General features: G+C 23.4%; 24 protein-coding genes. 7 read left to right on the top strand and 17 right to left on the bottom strand.

The window, feature by feature from the left end; translation table 11 throughout:
- Nucleotides 1-1,450, top strand: a 1,450-nt coding sequence (locus ACTTA0_RS00005) for a hypothetical protein (protein ID WP_440675411.1), incomplete at its 5' end; no start/stop codon positions are given.
- 98 nt (nt 1,451-1,548) lie between these two features.
- Here ACTTA0_RS00005 and ACTTA0_RS00010 read toward each other — a convergent pair.
- Nucleotides 1,549-2,790: a hypothetical protein gene (locus ACTTA0_RS00010; RefSeq protein WP_440675412.1), complete on the bottom strand. Its 1,242-nt coding sequence runs from the start codon at nt 2,788-2,790 to the stop codon at nt 1,549-1,551.
- Nucleotides 2,791-2,930: 140 nt separating this feature from the next.
- Between ACTTA0_RS00010 and ACTTA0_RS00015 the strand changes: the two genes are divergently transcribed.
- Together ACTTA0_RS00015 and ACTTA0_RS00020 are read left to right on the top strand one after the other, a co-directional pair.
- Nucleotides 2,931-3,902 (top strand): GDP-mannose 4,6-dehydratase, encoded by a 972-nt coding sequence (locus tag ACTTA0_RS00015; protein ID WP_440675413.1) that lies wholly within the window; start codon nt 2,931-2,933, stop codon nt 3,900-3,902.
- An 11-nt stretch (nt 3,903-3,913) separates the two neighbouring features.
- Nucleotides 3,914-4,633 carry a glycosyltransferase family 2 protein gene (locus ACTTA0_RS00020; protein ID WP_440675414.1) on the top strand — a complete coding sequence of 240 codons (720 nt, stop codon included), beginning with the start codon at nt 3,914-3,916 and terminating at the stop codon, nt 4,631-4,633.
- A gap of 176 nt (nt 4,634-4,809) precedes the next feature.
- Here the strand turns inward: ACTTA0_RS00020 and gmd are convergent, their stop codons facing one another.
- From gmd to ACTTA0_RS00040, 4 genes are all read right to left on the bottom strand, one after another.
- Nucleotides 4,810-5,871, bottom strand: a complete 1,062-nt coding sequence (gene gmd / locus ACTTA0_RS00025) for a GDP-mannose 4,6-dehydratase (RefSeq protein ID WP_440675415.1) — start codon at nt 5,869-5,871, stop codon at nt 4,810-4,812.
- A 25-nt stretch (nt 5,872-5,896) separates the two neighbouring features.
- Nucleotides 5,897-6,832, bottom strand: coding sequence for a hypothetical protein (locus tag ACTTA0_RS00030; RefSeq protein ID WP_440675416.1), 936 nt, complete (start codon nt 6,830-6,832; stop codon nt 5,897-5,899).
- 215 nt (nt 6,833-7,047) lie between these two features.
- Complete coding sequence (locus ACTTA0_RS00035; RefSeq protein WP_440675417.1) at nt 7,048-8,985, bottom strand: hypothetical protein; 1,938 nt, start codon at nt 8,983-8,985, stop codon at nt 7,048-7,050.
- Nucleotides 8,986-9,006: 21 nt separating this feature from the next.
- The gene (locus ACTTA0_RS00040; protein WP_440675418.1) at nt 9,007-9,360 is read right to left on the bottom strand and encodes a phosphoheptose isomerase; all 354 of its coding nucleotides are present in this window, start codon (nt 9,358-9,360) and stop codon (nt 9,007-9,009) included.
- Nucleotides 9,361-9,518: 158 nt separating this feature from the next.
- Between ACTTA0_RS00040 and ACTTA0_RS00045 the strand changes: the two genes are divergently transcribed.
- Nucleotides 9,519-10,196 (top strand): glycosyltransferase, encoded by a 678-nt coding sequence (locus tag ACTTA0_RS00045; protein WP_440675419.1) that lies wholly within the window; start codon nt 9,519-9,521, stop codon nt 10,194-10,196.
- Nucleotides 10,197-10,231: 35 nt separating this feature from the next.
- Here the strand turns inward: ACTTA0_RS00045 and ACTTA0_RS00050 are convergent, their stop codons facing one another.
- Nucleotides 10,232-10,855 (bottom strand): SIS domain-containing protein, encoded by a 624-nt coding sequence (locus ACTTA0_RS00050; protein ID WP_440675420.1) that lies wholly within the window; start codon nt 10,853-10,855, stop codon nt 10,232-10,234.
- A gap of 139 nt (nt 10,856-10,994) precedes the next feature.
- On the opposite strand from ACTTA0_RS00050, the gene ACTTA0_RS00055 reads away from it, so the two are divergent.
- The gene (locus ACTTA0_RS00055) at nt 10,995-11,942 is read left to right on the top strand and encodes an SDR family oxidoreductase (protein ID WP_440675421.1); all 948 of its coding nucleotides are present in this window, start codon (nt 10,995-10,997) and stop codon (nt 11,940-11,942) included.
- Here the strand turns inward: ACTTA0_RS00055 and ACTTA0_RS00060 are convergent.
- From ACTTA0_RS00060 to ACTTA0_RS00090, 7 genes are read right to left on the bottom strand one after another with little or no spacing between them, the layout of a single operon-like run.
- Nucleotides 11,939-13,039, bottom strand: a complete 1,101-nt coding sequence (locus ACTTA0_RS00060; protein WP_440675422.1) for a DegT/DnrJ/EryC1/StrS family aminotransferase — start codon at nt 13,037-13,039, stop codon at nt 11,939-11,941. The genes ACTTA0_RS00055 and ACTTA0_RS00060 overlap by 4 nt on opposite strands.
- Nucleotides 13,029-14,183, bottom strand: a complete 1,155-nt coding sequence (locus ACTTA0_RS00065) for a DegT/DnrJ/EryC1/StrS family aminotransferase (RefSeq protein ID WP_440675423.1) — start codon at nt 14,181-14,183, stop codon at nt 13,029-13,031. The genes ACTTA0_RS00060 and ACTTA0_RS00065 overlap by 11 nt, the downstream gene beginning before the upstream one ends.
- Nucleotides 14,184-14,187: 4 nt before the next feature.
- Complete coding sequence (locus tag ACTTA0_RS00070; RefSeq protein WP_440675424.1) at nt 14,188-15,120, bottom strand: NAD-dependent epimerase/dehydratase family protein; 933 nt, start codon at nt 15,118-15,120, stop codon at nt 14,188-14,190.
- Between the two features lie 31 nt (nt 15,121-15,151).
- The gene (locus ACTTA0_RS00075; RefSeq protein WP_440675425.1) at nt 15,152-16,312 is read right to left on the bottom strand and encodes a radical SAM protein; all 1,161 of its coding nucleotides are present in this window, start codon (nt 16,310-16,312) and stop codon (nt 15,152-15,154) included.
- A complete protein-coding gene (locus ACTTA0_RS00080; protein WP_440675426.1) occupies nt 16,309-16,635 on the bottom strand; it encodes a hypothetical protein in 327 nt (108 codons plus the stop codon). Before ACTTA0_RS00080 ends, ACTTA0_RS00075 begins: the two co-directional genes overlap by 4 nt.
- Nucleotides 16,636-16,639: 4 nt before the next feature.
- A complete protein-coding gene (locus ACTTA0_RS00085; protein WP_440675427.1) occupies nt 16,640-17,704 on the bottom strand; it encodes an alpha-ketoacid dehydrogenase subunit beta in 1,065 nt (354 codons plus the stop codon).
- Nucleotides 17,691-18,656, bottom strand: a complete 966-nt coding sequence (locus ACTTA0_RS00090; protein ID WP_440675428.1) for a thiamine pyrophosphate-dependent dehydrogenase E1 component subunit alpha — start codon at nt 18,654-18,656, stop codon at nt 17,691-17,693. The genes ACTTA0_RS00085 and ACTTA0_RS00090 overlap by 14 nt, the downstream gene beginning before the upstream one ends.
- 193 nt (nt 18,657-18,849) lie before the next feature.
- Between ACTTA0_RS00090 and ACTTA0_RS00095 the strand changes: the two genes are divergently transcribed.
- Nucleotides 18,850-20,337, top strand: a complete 1,488-nt coding sequence (locus ACTTA0_RS00095) for a PfkB family carbohydrate kinase (protein WP_440675429.1) — start codon at nt 18,850-18,852, stop codon at nt 20,335-20,337.
- 58 nt (nt 20,338-20,395) lie between these two features.
- Here ACTTA0_RS00095 and ACTTA0_RS00100 read toward each other — a convergent pair whose 3' ends face one another.
- The 4 genes from ACTTA0_RS00100 to ACTTA0_RS00115 form a co-directional block, all read right to left on the bottom strand.
- Entirely contained in the window at nt 20,396-21,082 is a 687-nt protein-coding gene (locus ACTTA0_RS00100; RefSeq protein WP_440675430.1) for a sulfotransferase domain-containing protein, read from the bottom strand.
- A gap of 104 nt (nt 21,083-21,186) precedes the next feature.
- The gene (locus tag ACTTA0_RS00105; RefSeq protein WP_440675431.1) at nt 21,187-22,530 is read right to left on the bottom strand and encodes a pyruvate kinase; all 1,344 of its coding nucleotides are present in this window, start codon (nt 22,528-22,530) and stop codon (nt 21,187-21,189) included.
- Between the two features lie 4 nt (nt 22,531-22,534).
- On the bottom strand, nt 22,535-23,533 hold the full coding sequence (locus ACTTA0_RS00110) for a hypothetical protein (RefSeq protein WP_440675432.1): 999 nt from the start codon (nt 23,531-23,533) through the stop codon (nt 22,535-22,537).
- On the bottom strand, nt 23,503-23,955 hold the full coding sequence (locus ACTTA0_RS00115) for an adenylyl-sulfate kinase (protein WP_440675433.1): 453 nt from the start codon (nt 23,953-23,955) through the stop codon (nt 23,503-23,505). The genes ACTTA0_RS00110 and ACTTA0_RS00115 overlap by 31 nt, the downstream gene beginning before the upstream one ends.
- Before the next feature lie 66 nt (nt 23,956-24,021).
- On the opposite strand from ACTTA0_RS00115, the gene ACTTA0_RS00120 reads away from it, so the two are divergent.
- The gene (locus ACTTA0_RS00120; RefSeq protein ID WP_440675434.1) at nt 24,022-24,741 is read left to right on the top strand and encodes a TSUP family transporter; all 720 of its coding nucleotides are present in this window, start codon (nt 24,022-24,024) and stop codon (nt 24,739-24,741) included.
- Nucleotides 24,742-24,747 lie beyond the last annotated feature (6 nt).

Below are 24,747 nucleotides of genomic sequence, written 5' to 3' on the forward strand. Positions count from 1 at the left end.
ATTTAATAAAATTAAATATTCAATATTGCTAATTTTATTTACTTTTTATTTAGTTTCAATTTTACCTATTTCTGATGCTGATAGTATTGCATTACATCAAAATTTATCTAATGAAATATTTTTAAAAGGTCTAAGTAATATTAATTTTGAAAAAAATTTATCTTTTTCAATTTTTTCTAATACTCATAGCTTGCTAATTGTTTCACCTTCATTAAATTCTGATAACTTTGGTGCACAATTAAATATATTAACTTTAATTTTTTTCTTTTTTTCAAACTTTAATAATAAAAAAAATTTTTACTTAATTTTGCTCTCATGTCCTTTGATCATTTATTTGATATCTGTACAAAAACTGCAATTATTTTTTGGAATTTTATATCTAATAATTTTTATTCATGTGAATGAAAGGAAAATTAAAAGTAAACTTGAATTATTTTTAATTATTTTTTTATTAGCTTTTTATTCTTCTGGGATTTCTTCCTATATTTTGTTTTCAATTCCTTTATTTATTTATATTTTTATTCAAAATAAAGAGGTATGGAAAAGATTAATTTCATACTCAATTTTATCTTTTGTCATTATTTGGTTACCATTATTAATATTAAAACAAATATATTTCGAGAATATCCTAGCACCTTTCTTAGATAATTTTTTAGGTCAAAATAATTTTTTGTTCAACGCCTACTCTTTTTCTCTAAGAAGTACTGACGGCTGGCTACTAGATCCATTCAATTATAAATTATATTTAGTACCTTTTATTCCTTATGACGCAAGTTCGCTAACAACTTCTCTTGGAATTATATTTTTAATAATGATTTTAAGTAAATCCTTAAATAAAAAAACAAAATTTTTTCCTGTCGTAATAGTGTTTTTGGTTTTATTTACAGGTCAAATTATTCCAAGATATTATTTAGAATCTTTTTTGATATTATCTTTTTACTACACACCTAAACATTTTATTCCAAAAGCGATAATAGCTCTGCAATTTTTTGCTACTATTATCATGTCATTGGGCTACATATATTCTGCATATATCGATAACAATGTTATTAAAAACAAAGAGAAATATATGAATAAATTTTCATTTACATATTTTAACTCAAAAGAATACAATAAAATAGATACAAAAAAAAATATATTAAATTTAGTAGAGCCTAGAGACTCAATTTTTTTTGATGACAATTTATTTTCAGAGAGAACTATAGATATTGTAAGAGTTTATAATAACAATATAAAAAAAGACAGAAGTTTGGGAAATAATTTTTTAAATGATTTTATTTTAAATAACAAAATAGAATTCATTATAACAAATAAAAAAAAAATAATACCTAATTGTTTAGACGTAAGAAAATTAAAAGATATCAATTATAAATTAGCTGTCAGAAATTATTTAAGAAAAGAAAAATTACAAAAAATAAAACTCTTTGAAATTAAATCTAATAATTGTTAATCAATAATTAAAAATATAATTGATATTTTAACTAATAATAAAAAAAAACTAAAAATTGTATTAACTAAAAATTAAAATACAAAATTCTAAATATTGTTTTATTTGAACTTACCTTCAAATTTTTTTATTAAATGATTAGCTGTTGCTAAGTAAGTTTTCGTAGGGGGTTTAAGGCCAATTTTTTCTATGACAGATGAGTCAAAACAATATACATTTTTGTTTAATTTTCTATTATTTAGAAATTGATTAATTGAAAACAACTTTCCATTAAACTTTATCTTCAAGCAGTGATAATGAAAGCCAAAAGCAAATTTTAAATTTAAAATTTTAAAAACTTTAAGACCTATTTTATTTAAATTTTTAACACTTCTAGTATCATAATTATACTTATTTTTTGTGGTCGCAGATAAAATTATTTTTTTATCGTTTTTAATTTTTATTTCATTATATTCACCATTAATCCAAAACTGGCCATAAAAAAAATATTTACCAAGTATATCTTTGAAAAAAAAAATTATTTTTTTTAATAAATTGCTAAAATGGTAAGGATTTACATCATAAATTATACAAAAATTTACTAATTTATTTTTTTTTTTGATATCTAAGTCTACTAAATTTTTATTATTACTAGATAAATTATTACTTTTTTTAAATCTAAAACCAAATATCATTCTTGGATTATCATCTTTAAATGTAGCATAACTTATTTTTTTAAAAGATCTGATCAATATTAATGCATTGCCAATAGGGCCTGCGCTAAGAATCAAATTACGACAATACAATATTTTTTTTTCTGTCTTTACTAATATCAATTTTTCATTAATTTTTTTAAAAGATATTACTCGATCCTCTAATATTTTCTTTTTATATTTTCTTAAAATATTATTTTTACTTAATAATGGTTTTCTTAATATTGGTGGATTTATTTGTATAAATTGAAAATTATTTTTTTTTATATTCTTTGCTATATTTTGTTGTGGTGATGGATACAATTTATCAATTTCGTCTAAATTTTTTTTATATGAAGAATACTTTTTAAAAATTGACTTTGGCCAATAATCATTTTTTTGATAATTGAAAAATTGTTTACCCCAATAATTTGAAAGGCCTCCTATCTCTGAGGAAGAGTATATATAAAAATCATTTTTTTTTGAATATATAAGGTCAGAAAATTTAGTAGTATTTTTTTTAAGTTTAAGCTTAATTTTAGGATGTATGTTACGAGAGTTTATAACTTTTTTAGTTTTTCCCGTTATTAAGAGAGAATTTTTACTTATTTTGTTAAATATATGACAGCCAATTAGACCTGCACCAATTATAATATTTTTATGAATTTTCATTTACAATTTAATACGTATATGCATCTATCAATATCATAAAATAAATAAATAAGTTAATTGTAAAATTAAATGTGCTACAAAATATTTGATAGCATCCCAATGATTAAATACTAATATAGTATCCAAATATGTTTACTTAAATGAGCAAAATAAATAAAATATTAATAACTGGGGGTTTTGGCTTGGTTGGTACTGCACTTGTGAATTTTTTTTTAAAAAAAAAATTTAAAGTTGTAGTTTTTAGTAAAAAAAAACTAATTATAAGAAAAAATTTTTTTATAAAAAGTAAAAATTTAATTTTTGAAAATGGTAATTTAATTAATAAAACTAGATTAAAAAAAGTATTTAATAAACACGACTTCAGCGGTATATTTCATTTAGGCTCTCAAACTCAGGTATTGAAAGCTCTTAAAAAACCACACAATACATTTAAAGCTAACTTAATTGGTACATTAAATTTGTTGGAAATTCATAGAAAAAAAAATAACAAGGTCCCTTTTATATACAGTTCAACTGATAGAGTTTATGGTGATCTAAAAAAAAAATATTATACTGAAAATGATAACCTAAATGCAATCTATCCATATGATTGTTCCAAAGCTACATCAGACATGATATGTCAATCATTTAGCAAGACATTTAATTCAAAAATAGCAATTATAAGATCTTGTAATATATTTGGAGAATGTGATTTTAATTTAAATAGGATTGTTCCTGAGACTATAATATCTATACTTAAAGACAAAAAACTGAAGATAAGGTCTAACGGAATGCAGAAAAGAGACTATGTTTACGTAGGTGATATTTGCAAGGCTTATTATAAAATTTTTATTAATTTAAAAAATTCTAAAAATGATCTTTTAATTTACAATGCTTCTTCAAACTATAACCTAACTACTCTGCAGCTAGTAAAAAAAATATATAAATTGATGGCTTTAAAAGAAAATTATATGATTGAAAATAATTCAAAAGTTGAAATTAAAAATCAAAGATTAAATTTCAATAAAATAAAAAGTGAAATTAATTGGAAACCAAATACCTCTTTAGAGCAAGGTTTGAGATATACTATAAATTGGTACAAGAAAAACATTCAATTATTTAAAAATTTTTAAACCAAATAAAAATGAAATTATCAATTATTGTATGTGTATTTAATGAAATTAAGACTATAAAAAAAATTTTATTAAAGATTGATAAAGTTAATTTACCATTTTCATATCTTAAAGAAGTAATTATAGTTGACAACAATTCAACTGATGGCACCAAAGAGTATTTAAAAGAATTAAAGTTACCTAAAAATTACAAAATTTTTTTTCAAAATAAAAATTATGGAAAGGGTAACTCGGTTATAAAAGGTATTAAAGCTGCGACTGGTGATTTAACTATTTTTCAAGATGCTGATTTAGAATATGACCCTCAAAATTATATTAAGTTAATTAATTATTTAAAAAAAAATCAACTTGATGCTGTTTTTGGTTCAAGAATTAAAAATACAGAAGATTTTTTTTATTATAGAATAAATCGGCTTGCTGTAATTTATTTAACTAAATTAATCAATTATTTGTTTAAAGGATCATTTACAGATGCAGCTACAAATCATAAATTAATCAAAACTAATATTTTAAGAAAGTTAAAAATAAAAACAAAAGGATTTGAATCAGATTTTGAGATAACTTTAAAATTATTAAAATATAAGTTTAAGTGTGATGAAATTGCAATAAAATATTTTCCTAGAAAACATGAGGCAGGAAAAAAAATTAAATTTCAAGATGGTATTAAAAGTTTAATGATTATTATTTATTTTTACTTAAAATTTTTAACAAAAAAATTAACAAAATATTAACAAAATATATAACTCCAACAAAATTGTTACATTAAAAATTATAATTATCTTAAATTTTTTTAAATAAATTTAATAATTAATTTTTATAAGATTTTTTTGATCATATTTTCTAATTTATAAATTTTTTTTAATAATTTATTAATGAACTAAAATTAATTTTTTCTTTTTTAGTTGGTCTAAATACTTTTGTTTATTAATATTTCTTTTTCGGCAACTTTTAAATCTTCTTTAACCATTTCTGAGACCAATTCATCAAAAGTAATTTTAGGTTGCCAATTTAATTTTTCTTTCGCCTTACTTGCGTCACCCAATAAAGTTTCTACTTCTGTTGGACGAAAATATCGGGGATCAACCTTTATCACAACCTTATTTTTTATAAGACCGACTTCATTTATACCTTTTCCCTTCCACACGATATTTAGATCTAGTATTGATGCTGCTTTATCAATAAACTGACGCACAGAATACTGTTTGCCAGTTGCAATTACAAAATCTTCTGGAATTTTTTTTTGAAGCATTAACCACTGTGCTTCAACAAAATCTTTTGCATGGCCCCAGTCACGTTTTGCATCTAGATTTCCTATATAAAAATTATTTTGAGTACCTAATTTTATTCTTGTTAATGCTCTGGTTATTTTTCTTGTAACAAAAGTTTCACCTCTAACTGGAGACTCGTGATTAAATAAAATTCCATTACATGCATAAATATTATAAGCTTCACGATAATTTACTGTTATCCAATACGCGTAAAGCTTTGCTGCAGCATAAGGGCTTCTTGGATAAAATGGAGTTGTCTCTTTTTGTGGAGTTTCGCGTACTAGTCCATAAAGTTCAGATGTTGAAGCTTGATAAAACTTTGTTTTTTTTTGCAAATTTAACATTCTTATAGCTTCTAAAATTCTCAAAGTTCCAAGAGCGTCGGAGTTCGCAGTATATTCGGGTATTTCAAATGAAACGGAGACATGTGATTGTGCTGCAAGATTATAAATTTCATCTGGTTGCACTTGTTGAATAGTTCTAACTAAAGAGCTAGCGTCTGTTAGATCTCCGTGATGTAAAAATAATTTACATTTTGTATTGTGTGGGTCTTGATAGAGATGGTCTATTCGCTCAGTGTTAAAAAGTGAACTTCGTCGTTTAATACCGTGAACTTCATAACCTTTTTTAAGTAAAAATTCAGCAAGATATGAGCCATCCTGACCAGTAATACCTGTAATAAGTGCTTTTTTTATTTTCATATATCTAATTAAAAATCAACAATTATTAAATTAAAAATTTTTTAAAAACTTGCTTAAAAGTAAGTAAAGAAAAAAAAATAACAAAACCTACTATAATACTTAATAATAAATTTCTAATTAGATTATTTTGATCATGATATAGTTCAGTCTCAAATCTAAAATTAGGTTCAAAAGTAATTTTACTAATTTTATTATTTATTTCGTTAACTAGTTTAATTTGCAACGAAATGTCTTCCAAACTTAAGTCTGAAAAAATTTCTGAAACAGAATAATAATTATTATTATACTTATCAACTAAATTTAATATTTTAAGATCTTTTTCACTTTGGTTTTTATTTTTCGAGTTATTTTCAATTTCTTTTTTAATTTCATATTTTCTATTTAAGATTTCTAATATTTCATTAGATAATTTTAACTTTGAATTAATAAATTCTGATTTAGTTTTAAAAGAAATATATTGAATATAATCTTTTAAAAAATTAGTAACATCAAAATCTACAGGATGCGTTAAAAAAAAAGTAACTAGAAAATCTGCATCAAATTTTGAGTCTATTTCTGCTTCAAATTTCCCTGCTAAATATGACCTTGCATCGAGATTATTTTTATTAAATATTTTCAAATATTTAAGGTTTTTCTCTAGATTCAAAAAGTTGATCAAATTTTCAATTGAAATCAAATCATAGGATAATTTATTTCTATAATATTTAAAACCGTCATTAGTTGAATCATTTACACTCGGTCCTAATAATGAGTTAGTAAGATAAAATAATTCATGACCACTAGTGGGAAGTTCAACAAAAACACTAGTATTTATTTCTTGCATTTTTGAGGACTGTTTATGATTAAACAATATTGTAAAAGAAATTGATAATGCCAAAATAAAAATTAACAAATATTTTTCTTTAAAAATTAAATAAATTAAAGAGGATTCTATTTCACTATTTATTTTTTTGTTTTTCATACTTTTAATGTTTTATTCTGAAAACTATAATTTTAATCTCAATTATTCAAGCATTTACTTTTATTTTGATTATTTTACAAAATACTTTTATCTAATTCAAAATATTTTTCAAAGATAATTAGCACAGTAAGATTTTTATTCTATTAAAACCTAATTAAGTAGTAAATAATTTTGTAAATTTTTAAAATCCATTTTAGAAAGTTAATTTTAAAAAATTAAAATTTTAACAATAAGAAATTTTTATTGTCACATACAATAGATTTTGGATTATCCCTAACAAAACTATATAAAAACTTAGCAAAATCGAGCCAGGTTATTGCTGGATATAAATCATGTTTGCTGTAATTAGGATAAAAATTTTTTAAACTAAAATTATTACCAATCTTTCTCTCTTTAAATTCATTTATATAAGCGGTTACATATAGATCATTATATAAGATGTTTTTCTCAATTAAAATTTGGTCATAATTGTCATTAAAAAATTTTAATTTATCATTAAATGATTGAAAAAAAGGATAAGTTTTTTCAGACATAACAAATCCATACTTGTAATCTATAATGTTAATATTTTTATTCTTAACTAGATAAGCGTGCTTAATTAAAACTAGTAAATCTTTTTTAAATTGTTTTCCTATCAAACAAGATTCAAATTCATTAATATATTTTTTATTATCTTTTTTATTAAAAATTTTATCTCTATAAAAAAAAGGTTTTTTAATTTCTTGTTCTGGATAAATAATATTCTTAACACTTTCAAATCTATTTAGATAAAGTTTTTGGAAAAAACTTAAATCGTAAGTCGCTAAACTTAAGTTAATCAAGATAAAAGCAAAAAAAGTTAAATACAAATATTTTGCTCTCAATAATGTTATATTTTTGGTTGAAGATATATGAAAATGGCTCCAAATTTCTATTAATAAAAAAATTATTAATGCATTTTCTATCGGTAATAAATATCTTCTTGGATTTGAAAAATCTGGTAACGATATTAAACCAAGAATTAGACTGCTAATTAAGTAAGAAATTAATATGATTAAATAAAATGAAATTTTTTTTTTAATTAATATTACAGTAAATATTAGTAAAATAATAAATATTAAATGTTTTTTTACAAAAATTTTAAACCAAAAGTAAGCGTAATTGATTTCGATTGAGTCTATAAAATTTATTTCCTTAAAAAATTCATTATTTGTGATGTAAAAATTACTTCCGAATACTGGTGAAATTGTACCATACAAATAAAATTTATGAAAAAATTCAGGAAGTAAAAAAATGACTGCTATTAAACTAACTGTTATAATTTTTTTATTTAAATATTTAACATTACTAAAAATATTTATAAAAAAAAGAATTATAAATATAAAAGAAGTAGTTGATACCAAGTAGTTAAATCTTAAATTGTAAGCAATAAAAAATAGTGAGCAGATAAGAAGTATATTTTCTGAACCTTTATAAAATTTTCTCAATTCATCCAACAAAATTAAACTTAAAGAAAAAACAATAATATTAGGCATACTTGTTGCTGATAAACTCAAACAGGATAGTGAAATAAAGAATACAAAAAAAATAAATTCTAAATTAGAAATTTTTTTTTGTGTTATCTCATATATAAATATTAGAATTAGAAAGCATCCAAATGCTTGATCAAAAAAATAAAGTGAAGTGTATCCACCTATAAAAATAAAAATTGATTGTATAAAATCATAACCAAAACTTGATAACCATGCTCTTATATTTGCATCTGGTGAAAACTTATAATTATCATTGATTATTGTTGAATAAATATTGAAGTAACCATTAATATCATCATGATTTGTATATTGATAATTAAATACAAAAAGAGAGAAGATAAAAAATAAAAATATTAGTATACCAATTTTTACATTAAAACTTAATTTCAAATACTTATAATTTTTAAATAGTAATAATATGAAATGAATTAAAACTATTAGTAAAATATATTTAAATTTTCCTAATCCTGCTAAATAAATTAAATTGATAACAGAAATAAAAAAACCAAATCCAAGATATATATTTATATATACAATTAAATTCTGTTTAAAAATTTTTTTTGATAAAAATTTTCCAACCTCATTAAAATAAAAAATTAATGAAATTAAAACTAAATATGATGTAATAAAATTTATCAACACTTTTAAACTACATTATAAATTCTATTTTATTTTTAAGAATTTTTTTTGAAGTATTTTTGGCCAATCGTCTCTAAAAAAAAAACATTTATCATCAACAAGTATATCAAAACTTGGTTTTCCAAAAAAAATTTTGTGATAACTGACTTTCCATAATTTTAACTGACTTATGGTTAGTTTTTTGATCAATTTCTCTGATTTTTTTCTGTTATCTAAGGTCCTTCCCATACACCTGGCTGTATAAAGTTTGATTATAAAACCAGATTCAAATAAAGAATTTATCGTTTTAATATTTTTGATTATTGGTACACTTTTTTTATAATTTTTGTATTTTGATTTACAGATTACACCATCGATATCAAAACATATAGTTTTCATTTTATAAAAAAATTTTGAACTTAGAAGATTATAGTTTTTTATTTAAAGATTTAAATATTTTTATATTTCAAAATATGTATATAAACAATTATTTACTAATAATTAAAAGATTAATATTAAATGAATTTAATAAAAATATCTGACTAAATGCGATTTTAATGTCGATTTCAATAAACATACCAGTTTACAATGAAGAATTTAATATTGAGGATACTTATAATAACTTAATTAAAGCAATCAAAATTGTTAAACTAACCGATTATGAAATAATTTTTATTAATGATGGAAGCATTGATAATAGTTTAAAAATAATTAAAAAAATTTCAAAAAAAAATAATAAAGTAAAAATTATTAATAATGAAAAAAATTTAGGGTTAGCTATTTCTGTATTTAAAGCATTTAAAAAATCAAAAAAAGAATTTGTGTGGTGGCTACCATCAGATAATAATGTTAAAAAAATTGAAATTGCCAAAGTTATTTCAGACTATTCAAAAACAGACTTTATTCTTACTAAACATATTATGAGCAGAACTCCTTTTAGAAAGTTTGTTTCTCATGGATATACAATTTTAGTAAATGTAATTTTTTTATTAAATATCCCTTATTATAACGGTCTTTTTTTAATAAAAAAAAAAATGATTAAAAAGATTAAAATAAAATCAAGAAGTCAATTTTGGATGGGTGAAATGGTTATTAATTTACTAAAACTTAGTAATAATTATGAAATTAGAACAATTAAACTTACTGAGAGAAAAAAAGGCACATCTAACATATTTAACTTTAAACAACTATATTTAACAATAATGGATCTAATTAAGTTTAGATTGGGTATTTAAAATAAAGAATTAAATATAGTAATATGTAAATTCAACTAAAAAATACTTTTTTTTAATTTTTTTTGATTTATTCGTGATTGTTTTAAAAATTGTAAAATCAGATGCATCATTATCTGATTACAATCCTCTGAAATACCATAATTATCAATAGGAAAATGCAATGACAAATCACATTTTTTTTTTAAATAACCCCCATCAAATCCTACAAAACTAATTGTTTTGCATTTTTTTTTCTTAGCTAATTTAATTAAATTTATTAAATTTTTTGAGTTGCCAGAACTGGAAAAAAAAATAATCAAATCATTTTTTTCACACAAATTTTCAGCTTGATATGAAAATACTTGGTCATAACTTATATCATTAGAAATGGCAGTTATTAGTTCCAAGTTGTTAGCAAAGCTAATAATTTGAGGAACTAACTTTGTGTTCTGTTTTAAAGTTTTTGCAAAGTCGCAAAGCATATGATTAGCAAGAGAAGCTGAGCCTCCATTTCCACAAATAAAAATTTTTTTTTTTGATATAATTGTCTTTAAAATTAAATCTGAAATTTTTTTTAATTTATTATCATTTAACTTTTCGAGAGTATCGAAGAGATAATAAAAATAATCTTTTTTAAAATCAGTAATTTTAAGGTATTTTTTTAAAGGAAATAATTTCATTATAATTTTGTATTAAAATTATCTTAATAATTATTAATAGTCCATTAATGTTTCAAATAAATAATTTAACATTAATAAATTAAATTAACTGTTGATAAGTATATCAATAATAAATAAAAGCTTTCTAAATTAAAATATTATGAATATATTAGTTACTGGAGGTTGCGGTTACGTTGGATCAGTATTAATTCCTAAATTATTATCTGATGGACATAACATCATCAATATTGATACGCAATGGTTTGGTAATTATTTAAAAAAAAATAAAAACCTAAAAAATTTAAAGCTTAATTTATCAAATATAAATAAAATAAACTTAAAAAAAATAGACTGTTGTATTCATCTAGCATCTATTGCAAATGATCCTATGGCCGAATTAGATAAAAATTTAAGTTGGGAAACATCAGCTTTAAATACTCATACGCTAATGGAGAAACTTATAAAATCAAAAGTTAAAAGAATTATTTATGCTTCTTCGGGATCTGTTTATGGAATTAGTAAAAAAAATAATGTTACTGAAGATACTGAATTAAAACCAATATCTCTTTATAATAAGGTTAAAATGGTTACTGAAAGAGTGATTTTATCGTATTCAAATAAAATTGAGGTTTTCATAATTAGACCAGCCACAGTCTGCGGATACTCTCCTAGAATGAGATTAGATGTAGCTGTAAATGCATTGACTTTTTCTGCACTGAATAATGGAATAATTAAAGTATTTGGTGGAAGTCAAATTAGACCCAATATTCATATAGATGATATGTGTGATCTTTATCGATTTTTTATAAAAACAAAGAAAACAAATTCTGGCATCTATAATGCAGGTTTTGAAAATAAAAGTATTATTCAAATAGCAAATGATATTAAAAAGGAAATAGCGTCTAAAACTCAAATTATTAAAAATCTTAGCGATCCTAGAAGTTATAAACTTAATTCTTCCAAACTAATAAAAATAGGTTTTGTGCCAAAAAAAAATATTAAGAACGCAATTATTGAATTAAAAAATAGCTACTATCAAAGTATACTTAAACAAAAACCAAATTTTCATTCGTTAAAATGGCTAAAAACAATTCTCAAAAAAATTTAATTTTTTCTAAAAAATTCTTTTATACATTTACATACGTAAGATAGCTGTTTTTGCGTAAGAAAATAATGAATTGGTAAACTTAAAATTTGCTTAGAATATTCCTCTGTATTTTTGAGAATTATATTTCCAAAAACTTTTTTATAAGCTTCTTGTTTATGTATTGGTATTGGATAATGAATACTAGTTTGAACACCTTTAGACGCCAAATATTTTTTTAAATTATTTCTTTTACTAGTTCGAATTATATATTGGTGAAATGTTGGCTCTGTATTCTTTTGATCGTATTTGGGTGTTTCAACGTATTTATTTAAATTTGTTGTATAGTAATTAGCTATTTTTAAAAATTTTTTATTTATTCTTTTTATACTTTTTAAAAAAATATTGCCGAATGCAGCTTGTAAATTATCTAATCTTGAATTAGTGCCCCAAACCTTAGACAAATTTCTGTTTTTTAATCCATGATTTCTCAGTAATTTTAGTTTTTCATAAATATTTTTATTATTTGTAACAATGAGACCTCCATCACCCAAAACATGAAAATTTTTTCGAGGGTGTAAACTAAAAATACCAATATCACCTAAAGTACCCAAATATCTATTATTATATTTCCCACCAAAAGCATGCGCTGCATCTTCAATAAAAACTAATTTATTTTTTCTACAAATTTTTTTTATTTTATTAATGTTAACTGGGATTCCAGAAAGATGTACTGGCATAATTACTTTAGTTTTTTTATTTATTTTTTTTTGAATAAGGTCAGGGTTAATATTCATTGTACTGTCTACATCTACAAGTACAGGCTTGCAGCCCGAATAAGCTATTGCTCCACAAGTAGCAATAAAAGAATTTGATACAGTTATAATTTCATCATTTTTTTTTAAATTTAATGCTTTACAAACCATAACCATTCCTTCTGTCCAATTTCCAACTCCTAAGACATACTTAACTTTTAAAAATTTTTTTATGTTTGTTTCAAATTTATTTAATTCAGATCCAAAAACATACTCACCTTTTTTTCCTACTGATTTAAAGGATGATATCAGTTGATCCTCAAAAAACTCAAATTCACTTTTTAAGTCTGTAAAATTAACTTTCATTAAAAAAACCCTTAATTGTTTTTATTATGAAATTTAAATCCTTTTTTTTAATATATTCATGAACAGGTAAAGAAATTGTGGTATTTGATATCTTTTCTGTAGTTGGAAAATCTCCTTTTTTATAACCATATATTTTAGCAGCAGGCTGAAGATGCATTGGAATAGGGTAATGTATTTTTGCATCTATTCCTTTTTTTTGTAAAAACTTTATCAATTTTAATCTAATCTTTTTATTTTTAACTCTAAATTCAAACAAATGAAAAACCTCTTTTAAATACTTTTGCCTTTTTTTAAGAATTATTGATGTTATTTTTGAAAGTTTTTTATCTAGATACAAAGAGTTAGAGATTCTTTTATTTGTAATAAATTTTATTTTTTTTAACAAATGCAATGCTACAACAGCTTGTATCGTATCAAGTCTAGAATTATATCCAAATAATTGATTTTTATTTCTTGATATCAGACCATGGTTTCTTAAAAGCATCATTTTGTCATAAAAAAATTTTTTTTTTATTAAAACAAAGCCTCCATCACCCCAAACATTTAAATTCTTTAAAGGATGAAGACTAAAACATCCAAAGTCTCCGAAGTTTCCAGCCATTTTATTCTTATATTTTGCTAAAATTGCATGACATGAATCTTCCACTATTGGAATTTTATATCTATTTGAAATTTTAATAATTTCATCCATTTCACAAATACGCCCACTCCAATGAACTGGAAGAATAGCTTTAGTTTTTTTTGTTATTTTCTTCTCAATTTCTAATGGATCCAAATTATAGTCATCATTTATATCTACAAATATAGGTTTGGCACCAGCTGTAACAATCGCTCCTATAGTTGCATAAAAAGTATATGGTGATGTAATCACTTCATCTCCTTCTTTCACCCCCAAACACTTTAAGCTTAACATCAATGCATCAGTACCACTACCAACAGCCACTACATAATTTGCTTTTAATAATTTTTTTATCCTTTTCTCAAAATCATTGACATTTTTACCTAAAGTAAAATCGTTATTTCTTACAACTTTTTCAATTTTTTTAAAAATTTTCTTGTGGTCAGAAAATTGCTCAGAAAGATAATTGTGATTAATATTTAATTTTTTATCTTGTTTGTATTGTTTGGGTAAAAAATTTTTCATAAGCTTATCTGTGATAACTCATCATCTTCATTATACCACTCTTTAAGCTATATCTAGGCGACCATTTCAATTTTTTTTTAGTAAAACTGCAATTTAAAAAGTAGTTTTTATCTTTTCCAATTCTATCAGATGTATAATAAATGAGATTATTAAAATTTACCTTATATAATTTACAAACTAATTTTATCACATCTTTAATTGTAAAATATTCATCAGAGGCAAAATGATAAGTTTGTCCATTAACACCCTTGTTCATAACTTTAATTAAAGCATTATTAAAATCATTTTCAAAAATAAAATTTCTTTTTGACAGTCCATTTCCCTGAAGAGGAAATTTTTTATTATTTTTAATACAATCAATTAATTTTGGAATTAATCTGTGCTTCATTTGTCTTAAACCATACATGTTAGAAAATCTTGTAATAATTGATTTTTTCTTAAAAGAATTATTATAATTCAAAAGAGTTTGTTCACATGATAATTTTGATAATGCATAAGGTGTGGAAGGTTTATAATATTTGTTATTTTCATTTATAGATTTATTATTTGATCCAAATACCTCTGGAGTGCTTATATAAATAAATTTTTTTAGAAATTTTATTTTATGTAAACAGCTAATTAAATCTAACTTTGAATTTAAATTTACATTAAAATAATACTTTGGATCATTCCAGCTTTCATTTACTAAACAAATTGAAGCAAAATCAAAAATATATTCTGGCTTAAATTTTTTTACAATTTCAGTTAATTTATGATTATTATTGTTAAGATTTAATTTTACAAGTCTTTTGAGTATTTTTTTATTAGCGAATAACTTTGTTAAATTTTTTTTTGAATTATAAGTTCCTAAAATTTTATAATTGAAGTTATCATTTAAATATTCAAAAAAACTAGAACCTGCAAAACTGGATGCCCCTAAAACTAAAATTTTTTTCATTCGCTTTAATTTTAAATTAAAATAAGATTTCTTATAAAAAATTTACATGAAGTGGTTTTTTTCCTTCACGTTGGGTTATTCTTTGTATTCCTTTTAAATGATTGTCAAGCGCCACACTTGCGTAATGTTGAATAGGTAAAGTACCCATCATAGTTTGTGCATCAAAACTTGGGGAAGCTAGATAACTCATAATTTTCCAATATCTTTCAGATTTAAATATATCTTTAAATCTTTCATCAGTAAAATTACCTATATGTAGTTTAGAATACCTCGCATTAAAAAACATTCCTGACGGAGCAACTAATCCACTACCACTAATTTGTAACAAAAATTGAGGGCCATAAAATCTGTTATATGAGGGTATGCCTTTATCTTTTATTTTATCCCACTTAACAATTATTTTTGTATTTTCATTACTTAAAGATTCTGCTTTGCTCAATAACTCATATAAACTTTCGTAATCTGAATAATTAACTCCTAATGTTCCAAACTCATCATCTGAACAGTGTTTAATTACCCCATAATCAACTCCTAAATCTAATGCGAGTTTTGCAAACGGAATAATTTCTTCTTTAAATTCAGGCATTAAAACCATTTGAATTCCAAGTGTAACATCAAGTTTTAATTTTTTTTTCAACTCCACTGCATATTTTATATGAGAAATTGCTCTGTCAAAAACATCTGTATGATCAGGACCTTTAAACATGATTTTTGAATAACCTTCAGGGGTACCAGCTGCAACTGTAAATCTCACCCAAGTTAAATATGGAAGTACTTGATCAATCTTTTCAGGCTCCCACTCCCAGCCATTAGTTGCATTGCCAACATCAATTCCTATTTTTGATGCGTGTTGTATGAAAGGAACATACGCTTTAGATAATGTGCTCTCGCCATCTGAAATAAGTGAAACAGCTTTTACCCCAACCTCAGCAAAATCATCTAACAAATTTAGTGCATCTTTGGTCTTAATGCCTGATCTTTCTTGTGGTTCTTGCACCATTGCATAACAAAATGAACACATTGCACCACAAGCTCTAGTTAATGCCATATCAACACTAACTGGAGCAATCCTTTCACCACTTTCCCAAGCTTTCACTCTATCATAATGATAAGATAATTTGTGGGAATCTAGTATTAGTTTTCCGTCTTTTGTATTAACCTCATTATTTTCAAAATTTCTTTCTATCATCATGATTTTATAACAACCCCTCTTAGCTTTCTTAATTTACTTTTATCTCCAACTGGTTCACACCAAATTGTAATTCCTTCATCAATATTTTTTTTTAATTCATTTTCTAAATCTAATAGCAAAACACCTCTTTTATTAGATGGTATTAAATGGTCTATTCTTATTACAATTTGACCATTATCAGGAGCCTTCATAACTAAAAATTCCTTATAAACCACATTAGATTTTAAAAAATTTGAAATTATTTTAATTCTTTGACTTTCACTTTTTGTTTTCCATTCCTTACCTGTGGAAGGGGTTATGGAATTTGAAAAATTATCTATCATTTGTTTAAAATGGACCCATAAAATTTTTGTCAGGTTGGTTATAATTCTTATCTATATCATAAGTTTTTTTGATTTTAATTTTTTTTTTTAAAATTTTTTCTACAATTTTAATTATAGTATTTTTATTAGGATATGAAAATTTAGAGAGAGCTTCTGTACTTGGTATTGGTGTATTTGTTACTCCTATTCTGTTAATAGAATAAATTTTATGCTTCAAATTTTCAGAAATAATTGCCATAATTTCTGCACTTACACCATAATTAGTCCATCCATTATCTATAACTAAAATTTTTTTTGTTTTTTTTGCTGATTTTAAAAATAAACTTTTGTCTAAAGGTCTTAAACTTTGAAGGTCAATTATTTCAGCTTCAATTTTATTCTCTTTTAAAATTTTAGCAATTTTAATTGCTTCGATAACCATATAAGAGAAAGTGATTATCGTAATATCTTTTCCTCTTGTGATATATTTAGATTTACCAATTTTTATTTTATAGTATTTTTTTGGAACTTCTGATTTTGTATTATGAAGCCAACGATGCTCAAAAAAAATAACTGGATTATTGTCCTCAATACTGGATGCTAATAAACCTTTAGCGCTGTATGCATCTGAAGGGCATACAACTTTCAATCCTGGTATATGTGAGAACATGGCCTCTAAAGATTGTGAATGCTGAGGTCCCTGGCCCCATCCTCTTCCTATAATCAACCTTATAACTAATGGAACAGGTTTTTGACCTGCGTTCATATATAGCCACTTTGCTGCTTGGTTTACAATTTGATCTATAGCGAGCAATGAAAATTCAACTCTTTGATGAGTTATAATAGGTCTTTTGCCAGATATAGCAAGGCCTATAGCAAATCCTGTCATTGAATTTTCAGAAGTTGGCATATCAAAAACTCTTTTTGGAAAAAATTTATTTAAGTTAAGAGTTGTAGAAAAAATTGCTTTTGGGTCATCAATACCTAAACCCATTAACAAAATATTCCTATTTTTTTTCATTGATAAAAATAAAGCTTCATTTATTGACTCAGAAAATTTTAAAATTCTTTTATTTTTAGATATATACATCTTTGTAAAGGTTTTTTCTTTCTGGAAATTTCGAGTTTTCAGCAAATATAAATGCCTCTTTTATCTCGCTATTAATTTTTTTTTTAAGATTTTTAATAGTATCATTTGATAAAATTTTTTTTTTTAAAAGATAATTTTCTATTCTTTTTAAAGGACATTTGTTTACCCAATAATCAATATATTTTTTATTTCTATAATTTAAATTATCATCATTATTAGGTCCGCAATGTTCAAGATTTCTAAAAGTATCACACAAAAAAATAAAAGGTTTATTTTTTTTTCTCATTCTATTAATCACAATTTTGGATTTCTTATATAAATTTATAGAATTGTTTCCATCTAGATGAAGTCCCTGTATTCCAATCGCTTTTGCAATATTTAGAATATTTCTTTTTTTTGACTGCCTTTTTTTTATATTAGAATAAACTGAAAAATTATTATGCTCACATACAAATAACACAGGTAAACTATGTAAGGACGCAAAATCAAGGCTCTCTTGAAAAACACCCTCTTCTGTTGCTCCATCTCCAAAAAATATTACAATGATTGATTTTTCTTTATTAAGTTTATTACTCCAAGCGGCTCCTACCCCAATAGGAATTGTGCTTCCAACTATTGGAACAGCGCCAAACAAACCTGCTTTTAAGTCTATCAAATGCATTGATCCACCTTTGCCTTTTGCACAGCCTGTTTCTTTTCCATACAATTCAGCAAGCATCCTTTTAAGGTTGCCTCCTTTTGCTAAATAATGGGCGTGAGATCTGTGTGCTGTGAAAACCCTATCTTCTTTATTTAGATTTTTACATATTCCAACTGGAATTGCTTCTTGGCCTATAGATAAGTGAACTGGACATTTCATTTTTTGTTCACTATATTTTTTTGAAATCTCTATCTCAATATTTCTTATTCTAAGTGTTTCAAAATATATTTTTAATGCTGTGTTTTTATTCATTATTATTTTTAAAACTAAATGCAAAAATATTTATTTTTTTTCATAGTATCCAAGTTTATAATTTGTAAAATATATTTACATTTGCTTTATTAATTAAATTAATACATATTTAATCTCAATAGATTTTAGTAAATTAATAAATTTTAGTGTTTTGTTATAAGATGTTAATATATAGAATCTAGAAATTTATTGCATGAAAAGATCAAATAAAGCAAAAAATACTAAATTAAATAAATCTATTGGCATGGTTCATGGTGTATTTGACGTCATACATATTGGCCATATTATGTATTTTAAAGAGGCAAAAAGTAAAGTTGATAAATTAATAGTATCAGTAACTTCTGATAAATATGTAAACAAAGGTCCAGGAAAACCAATTTTTAATACATCGACTAGAATTAAGCTTTTAAGTTCTATTAAATATATTGATAAAGTTATAGAAAGTAACCATCCAACAGCTATTCCTAATATTAAAAAGATAAAACCAAACTTCTATATAAAAGGAATTGATTATAAAAACTTAAAAGATGATTTAAGTAAAAATATTTTTGCGGAAAAAAAAGAGGTCGAAAAATATGGAGGCAAACTTACTTTTACAGATACTCCTTTGTATTCCTCAAGTTCAATTATAAATCAAAATTTTGATTTTTTAACAACTGATGCAAAAAAATTTTTTGCAAAAGAAAAAAATTATTTACTTGGCCCAAAATTTAAAGAATTTATCAAAAAAAAAATAAATGAAAAAATTCTTATTATTGGTGATCCAATTATTGATGTTTTAAGATTTGTTAGACCATCTGGTAAATCAAATAAAAATAATATTATTGCCACAAGATTTCTTAAACAAGAAGAAAACTTAGGAGGTGTACTTTTAGTTTTAAATTTTTTGTCTCAATTTTTTAAAAGTATAGATTATTATTTTATAGGAAATAAGAATGATCTTAATTATATTAAAAGATACTTAAATGAAAATATTACAATCAAAATTATTTCATCTGAAAACAATATTATAAAAAAAATAAGATACGTTGATGATTATTCTCTTAACAAATTCTTTCAAGTAAATAAAAATGAAACTAATAATTTAACTTCCAAAGTTAAAGAAAAATTTTTGTCAATTTTAAATAAGAATATAAATAAATATAAGCAAATAATTATTTTTGATTATGGGTATAACTATAATTTTAAAGAACTAAATTTATTACTTCAAAAATATTCGAATAAACTAGTTGTAAATTGTCAAAGCAACTCTTTCAATTTTGGATTTAACCTAGCAAATAAATATAAAAAATCTTTAATCTTAAGTTTAGATGAAAACGAAATGAGACTAATGTCACAAGATATGCATTCTCCACTTAAAAATGTTATTAAAAAAAATACTCACATTTTTAAAAAAACAAAATTAGCAATAATAACCCAAGGTAGGAAAGGTTGTTTTGTGCTTAATAATAATAAATTACATTTTATTCCAACAATTTTAAAACAAAACCTAGATACAACTGGTTGTGGTGATATTTTTCTTTCAGCTTTTAGTGCATTAAATTTTTCACAAAAGTTTAATTTAAAAGAAAAAATTATTGTATCTCACATTGCAGCCGGTATTCATGCTAATGAATTGGGTAACAGATTCAACGTAAATTTAAAACACATGTCTAGTGTCTTGTCATCTGTTTTAAAATAAAAGAGAGATAAAAATCAAAAAAGTTAAATTCCTGCTTAAAATTTACGTCTATTAACTTTTAGTTTTTGGGTTCAATGCTAGTGCTTCCGTCAAATTGGTATCCTGCTAGTTTTGCTTCTTTACCACAAATCATCCAAAAAATGATATTATGAAGTTTTGTAAAATGATTTCTATAATCTCCAATTTGCCCTTTTCTGGCTTCTGGATTATTTACATCTTCATCACCACGTTTACGACCATAACAATTTTCAAAACTAAAAATATCAATTGATTCTAGTACGGTTTCTTTATTTATATCCAGCTCAAAGTTTGTTAGTATTGAAGTAATTACTTCAAATGTGTTTGTTCTAAGATCTTCGTATCGGACACGGAAGCTCGGTACATTTTGCCAAGATCTAAAATGTTTCCTCCAACTAAAAGCTGTAATAATAAAACTTAAAAATGGAATCATATGAAAAATTAGTTTTCTATCTATTTTACCCTTCTTAATTGCATTTCTAACCATATAATAATATGAAACTGCTACATCTCTTGGATCTCGAGTTAAATAAATAATAGATTTAGTTAAATCAATTTGTTGAGCTGGATGGGAGTGTGTTTTTACAACTATACTATAACGTGAATTTTCACGTCCTTTTAATCGACCTTTAGTGTTTTTTTCAATTACGTCTGATATACTATATTTGATACCTCCCATTAAAGCATAAGGCTCAATAAAACGTGCATTAAGAATATAACACAACATATAACTTAACCAGCCTTGTGCTGAACGTCCAAAATCTGATATTAATAATGTTTCGTCATCTTTATATTTGTTAATCATCTTCAAATTTAAATTGTTTAATTATATTAAAAATTTTCTTTATTAATTAGACTTAAAGTGTTTGCTCTAGATCCTTTTTTTGGAAAATTAGCAAATACAAGTAGTGCGTTGTTATTTTTTTTAAAAACTAAATTTTTATTTCTCTTAATGTTATTAAAAATGAAATTTTCCATATTTTTTGGAAAATCATTTGTCAATATAGGTGTGCAACTTGCTCTAAAATAACAGGTATTAATTACTTTTTTATCACAACTAAAAATTATTAGATTAAATGAGTTATTATTTCTTATTACTTTTTCAATAAAATAACCTTTTTTTGAAAAAACAATCAAAGTACTGTCATTAAGATTATTTAAAATCTTTAAAAAAGAATCTGAATTATATTCAACTGTTTTTTTATTTTCTGTAAAATTAATAAAATTATAAAGCCATTTAATAGTTGTATGATAATTTTTTGATGTAGCGGTTTCATCACTTAACATTATCTCATCTACATTTAATGTCTTAGAAAATGCTAATGACATAATTTCACTTTTGCTTGGTAAAGGATTTTCTATCATAGAACCCAAATTTTCTGTGGCCATGACCAATGGTTTGCCATTTCTTTTACAAATATTTGAAATTTGTATAACTGCTTCATAAAGTTTGGATTCTCCTATTTCTGCACTTAAATCACCCCTATCAATCATAACCATATCACTTGCTTCAGAAATTTTTTCAGTATTTTTAAAACCAATAATATTTTCTATTTTCGATAAAATTAAATGATTAGGGAATTTTTTTTTAATTTTTTTTACGATTTTTTCATTTTGAACATAACTAAGTCCAATGGCATCAAATTTAAATGATTTAATTTTATTTAAAAACTTTAAATATAAATCCAGCTGAAGTTTATTATCATAATATGAATTGGGTAAATTAAGCCCTTTTTTCGGTTTTAAAATGAAACTTTGAAGTGATTTTCCTATAATGATATTTTTTTTGAGCTTTACAATCTTAAAAGAATATAATCCATCTGAAATACTAAACTTCTTTGTTTTATTTTCAGTTTTCGGAATTGGGTTTGTAATTGGTACTTTTATATGTTTTAGGTATTTTTTTAAATTTTCATCTTTTTTAAAATAAAAAATAACTAAATCATTTTTTTTTACATTTATATTTACTTTATTATCTGTTCTGGGCTTTATTCCTGGAATATCTAATAAGATTTTATTGTCAATATTGTTAAATTTTATTCTCTGACAGATTTTTTTATGCCATGCTAAAGAATTGTGAGATCCATTTAGTCTAAAAAGATTAGTAAAGCTGCTAATTTTTTTTATAGAATTTGTACTTTCACTTACAGGACCAATGGTAGCTAATATTTTCATTTTATTAATTTATAAAAATTTTTTGCTTAAGTCCAAATATAAACTTTTGAAGATTGAAATCTGCATATTTAAAATACTTTTTGTTTTTTAAGCAATTTCTAAATTCTGTACCAGATATGTTTATTAATGTTTTGTGTGAACAGCTGGTTTTAATAACAACATCTTCGCATTTCTTGCAATAATAAGATCCTAAAACTTTCTCAACTTTTATGTTTAGATGGGTTTGTAATTTAGAAATATAATTGTAAGCTTGATGTGGTGTATATAAATTCTCAGATCCAGCATGATCTCTTCCAATTACAAAATTTCTAAAACCCAGAGTGTATCTTAAATTTGCATGATGAACAGCTTCTTGGGGGCCAGCATAAAACATATTTGAAATAAAAGGTATGTAGCTAACTTTTTTGTTGTACTTTTCTCTTAACAAAAATTTATATATTTTAGCTAACATATCAAATTTAATGTCTCCCTTTTTTTTAGGTCCAATTAAAGGATTGATTACTACATGGTCATATTTAGATAACAAATAATCTAAAATTTTTTCATGGCCATGATGAGGAATGTTTCTAGTTTGAAATGCACATACATTTTTAAATTTTTTTTTAATATTTTTAATTTCGTTGATTGAATATTTATTAAAATTTATTATTTTATTAACCAGATTTAGGTATCTCTTTTTGGGTTTTACAAAAGTAGAAAATTCATTACCAAATCTAACATAATCTTTAAAAGGCTTATATTTGTCATTTTTAGTATGATAGATATTTTTTAATAAAAAATTACCTTTAATAAAATATTGATCACTATTTGAGTAATCAAAAATTTTTAATTTAACTGGAAAAAGCGCAGGTATACCAAAATGTTTTTTTTTGAAAAAATTGTATACTTCATTTTTATTAAAAATATTACTTTGATACAAAAACAAATTTTGTTTCAAATTTGCATAATCTATTAAATATTTTTTTTCTCCTACTAAAGAATTGACAAATTTAGTGTTTTGCAAAAATTTTTCCTCCCATCGTTAATAATTTTTTTTGTTTTTATTTTTTCAAATGAAATATCTTTTCCTACAACATTCTTTTTATTTTTATAAGTTGGATGAGAATTCATTACATGTTTTATGTCGGTTCTCAAAATTCTATATGGTTCTATTTTGTATTTTTTACATGTTTTATGAACTTCGTTATTAAAGAAAACTGTTGATATAATTGGAAAATAGCCTTGTTCAATTAAAATTATTGCTAAGCCTAAAACTCTCTTGACCTGAATTGATCGGTCTTTTTTCGCATAACCAAGATCAAAACTTATGAATCGCCTTATTTGATCTCCGTCAATTATTACTGATTTTTTTATTTTTTTTTTTATATGATTAGATGCAAAAGTTTTGCCCGAACCTGATAGACCAAAAAACCAAATACCTTTCATTTATATATCTAAAATAAATTAATTGTTTATTTAATATTTTAAAACTTTATAAAATAAAAGATAATTATGTTAGAGACTATAATTATTATACTTTCGATCATTCAATCTATTTTTGGAATTGGGTTATTGGTAATTGGAACTCCCGTACTTCTAATTTTAAATTATGATTTCTTTAATATATTAAGTATTTTATTACCCTGTTCAATTTTAATAAGCATATTGCAAATTAATAGTTATGATACAAAAAACAATATTAACAAAGATGTAATCATATTATCTGTTCCTTTAATTATTTTAGGAACTTTTATTATTTTCATTTATAAATTTTATATAAATTTTAAACTATTTGTCGGAATTGGCATTTTTATTGTTCTTTTTATAAAATTTTTTTTAAAGAAAAACTTCATTAGCAATTTACTTAAAAAAAATAATAAAATTATATTCATGTTAATCGGACTATTCCACGGACTAACTAATGCTGGAGGCACATTAATATCAATTTATTTTCAAGAAATTTTAAAAAAAGGCAAAAAATTGCTAAGATTACATATAGCTTTTTCATATCTAATATTTGCTTCAACTCAATATATTTTAATTAATATATTATCTAACAAAACCGTATTTAATTTAAAAAATTTTGAAATACTCTTATTGAGTGCGGGAAGTTACATAATAGGGAAAAAAATTTTTTTACATTTAAGCTTCAAAAAATATTTATTTTTTTTAAATATAATTATTTTTTTATCTAGTTTTTGGTTAATTTTATCAGGCTTAGAATTGGTATAATTAATT

Origin of the sequence: Candidatus Pelagibacter sp. HIMB1593 (assembly GCF_052047755.1) — a bacterium.
Classification (GTDB): Bacteria; Pseudomonadota; Alphaproteobacteria; order Pelagibacterales; family Pelagibacteraceae; genus Pelagibacter.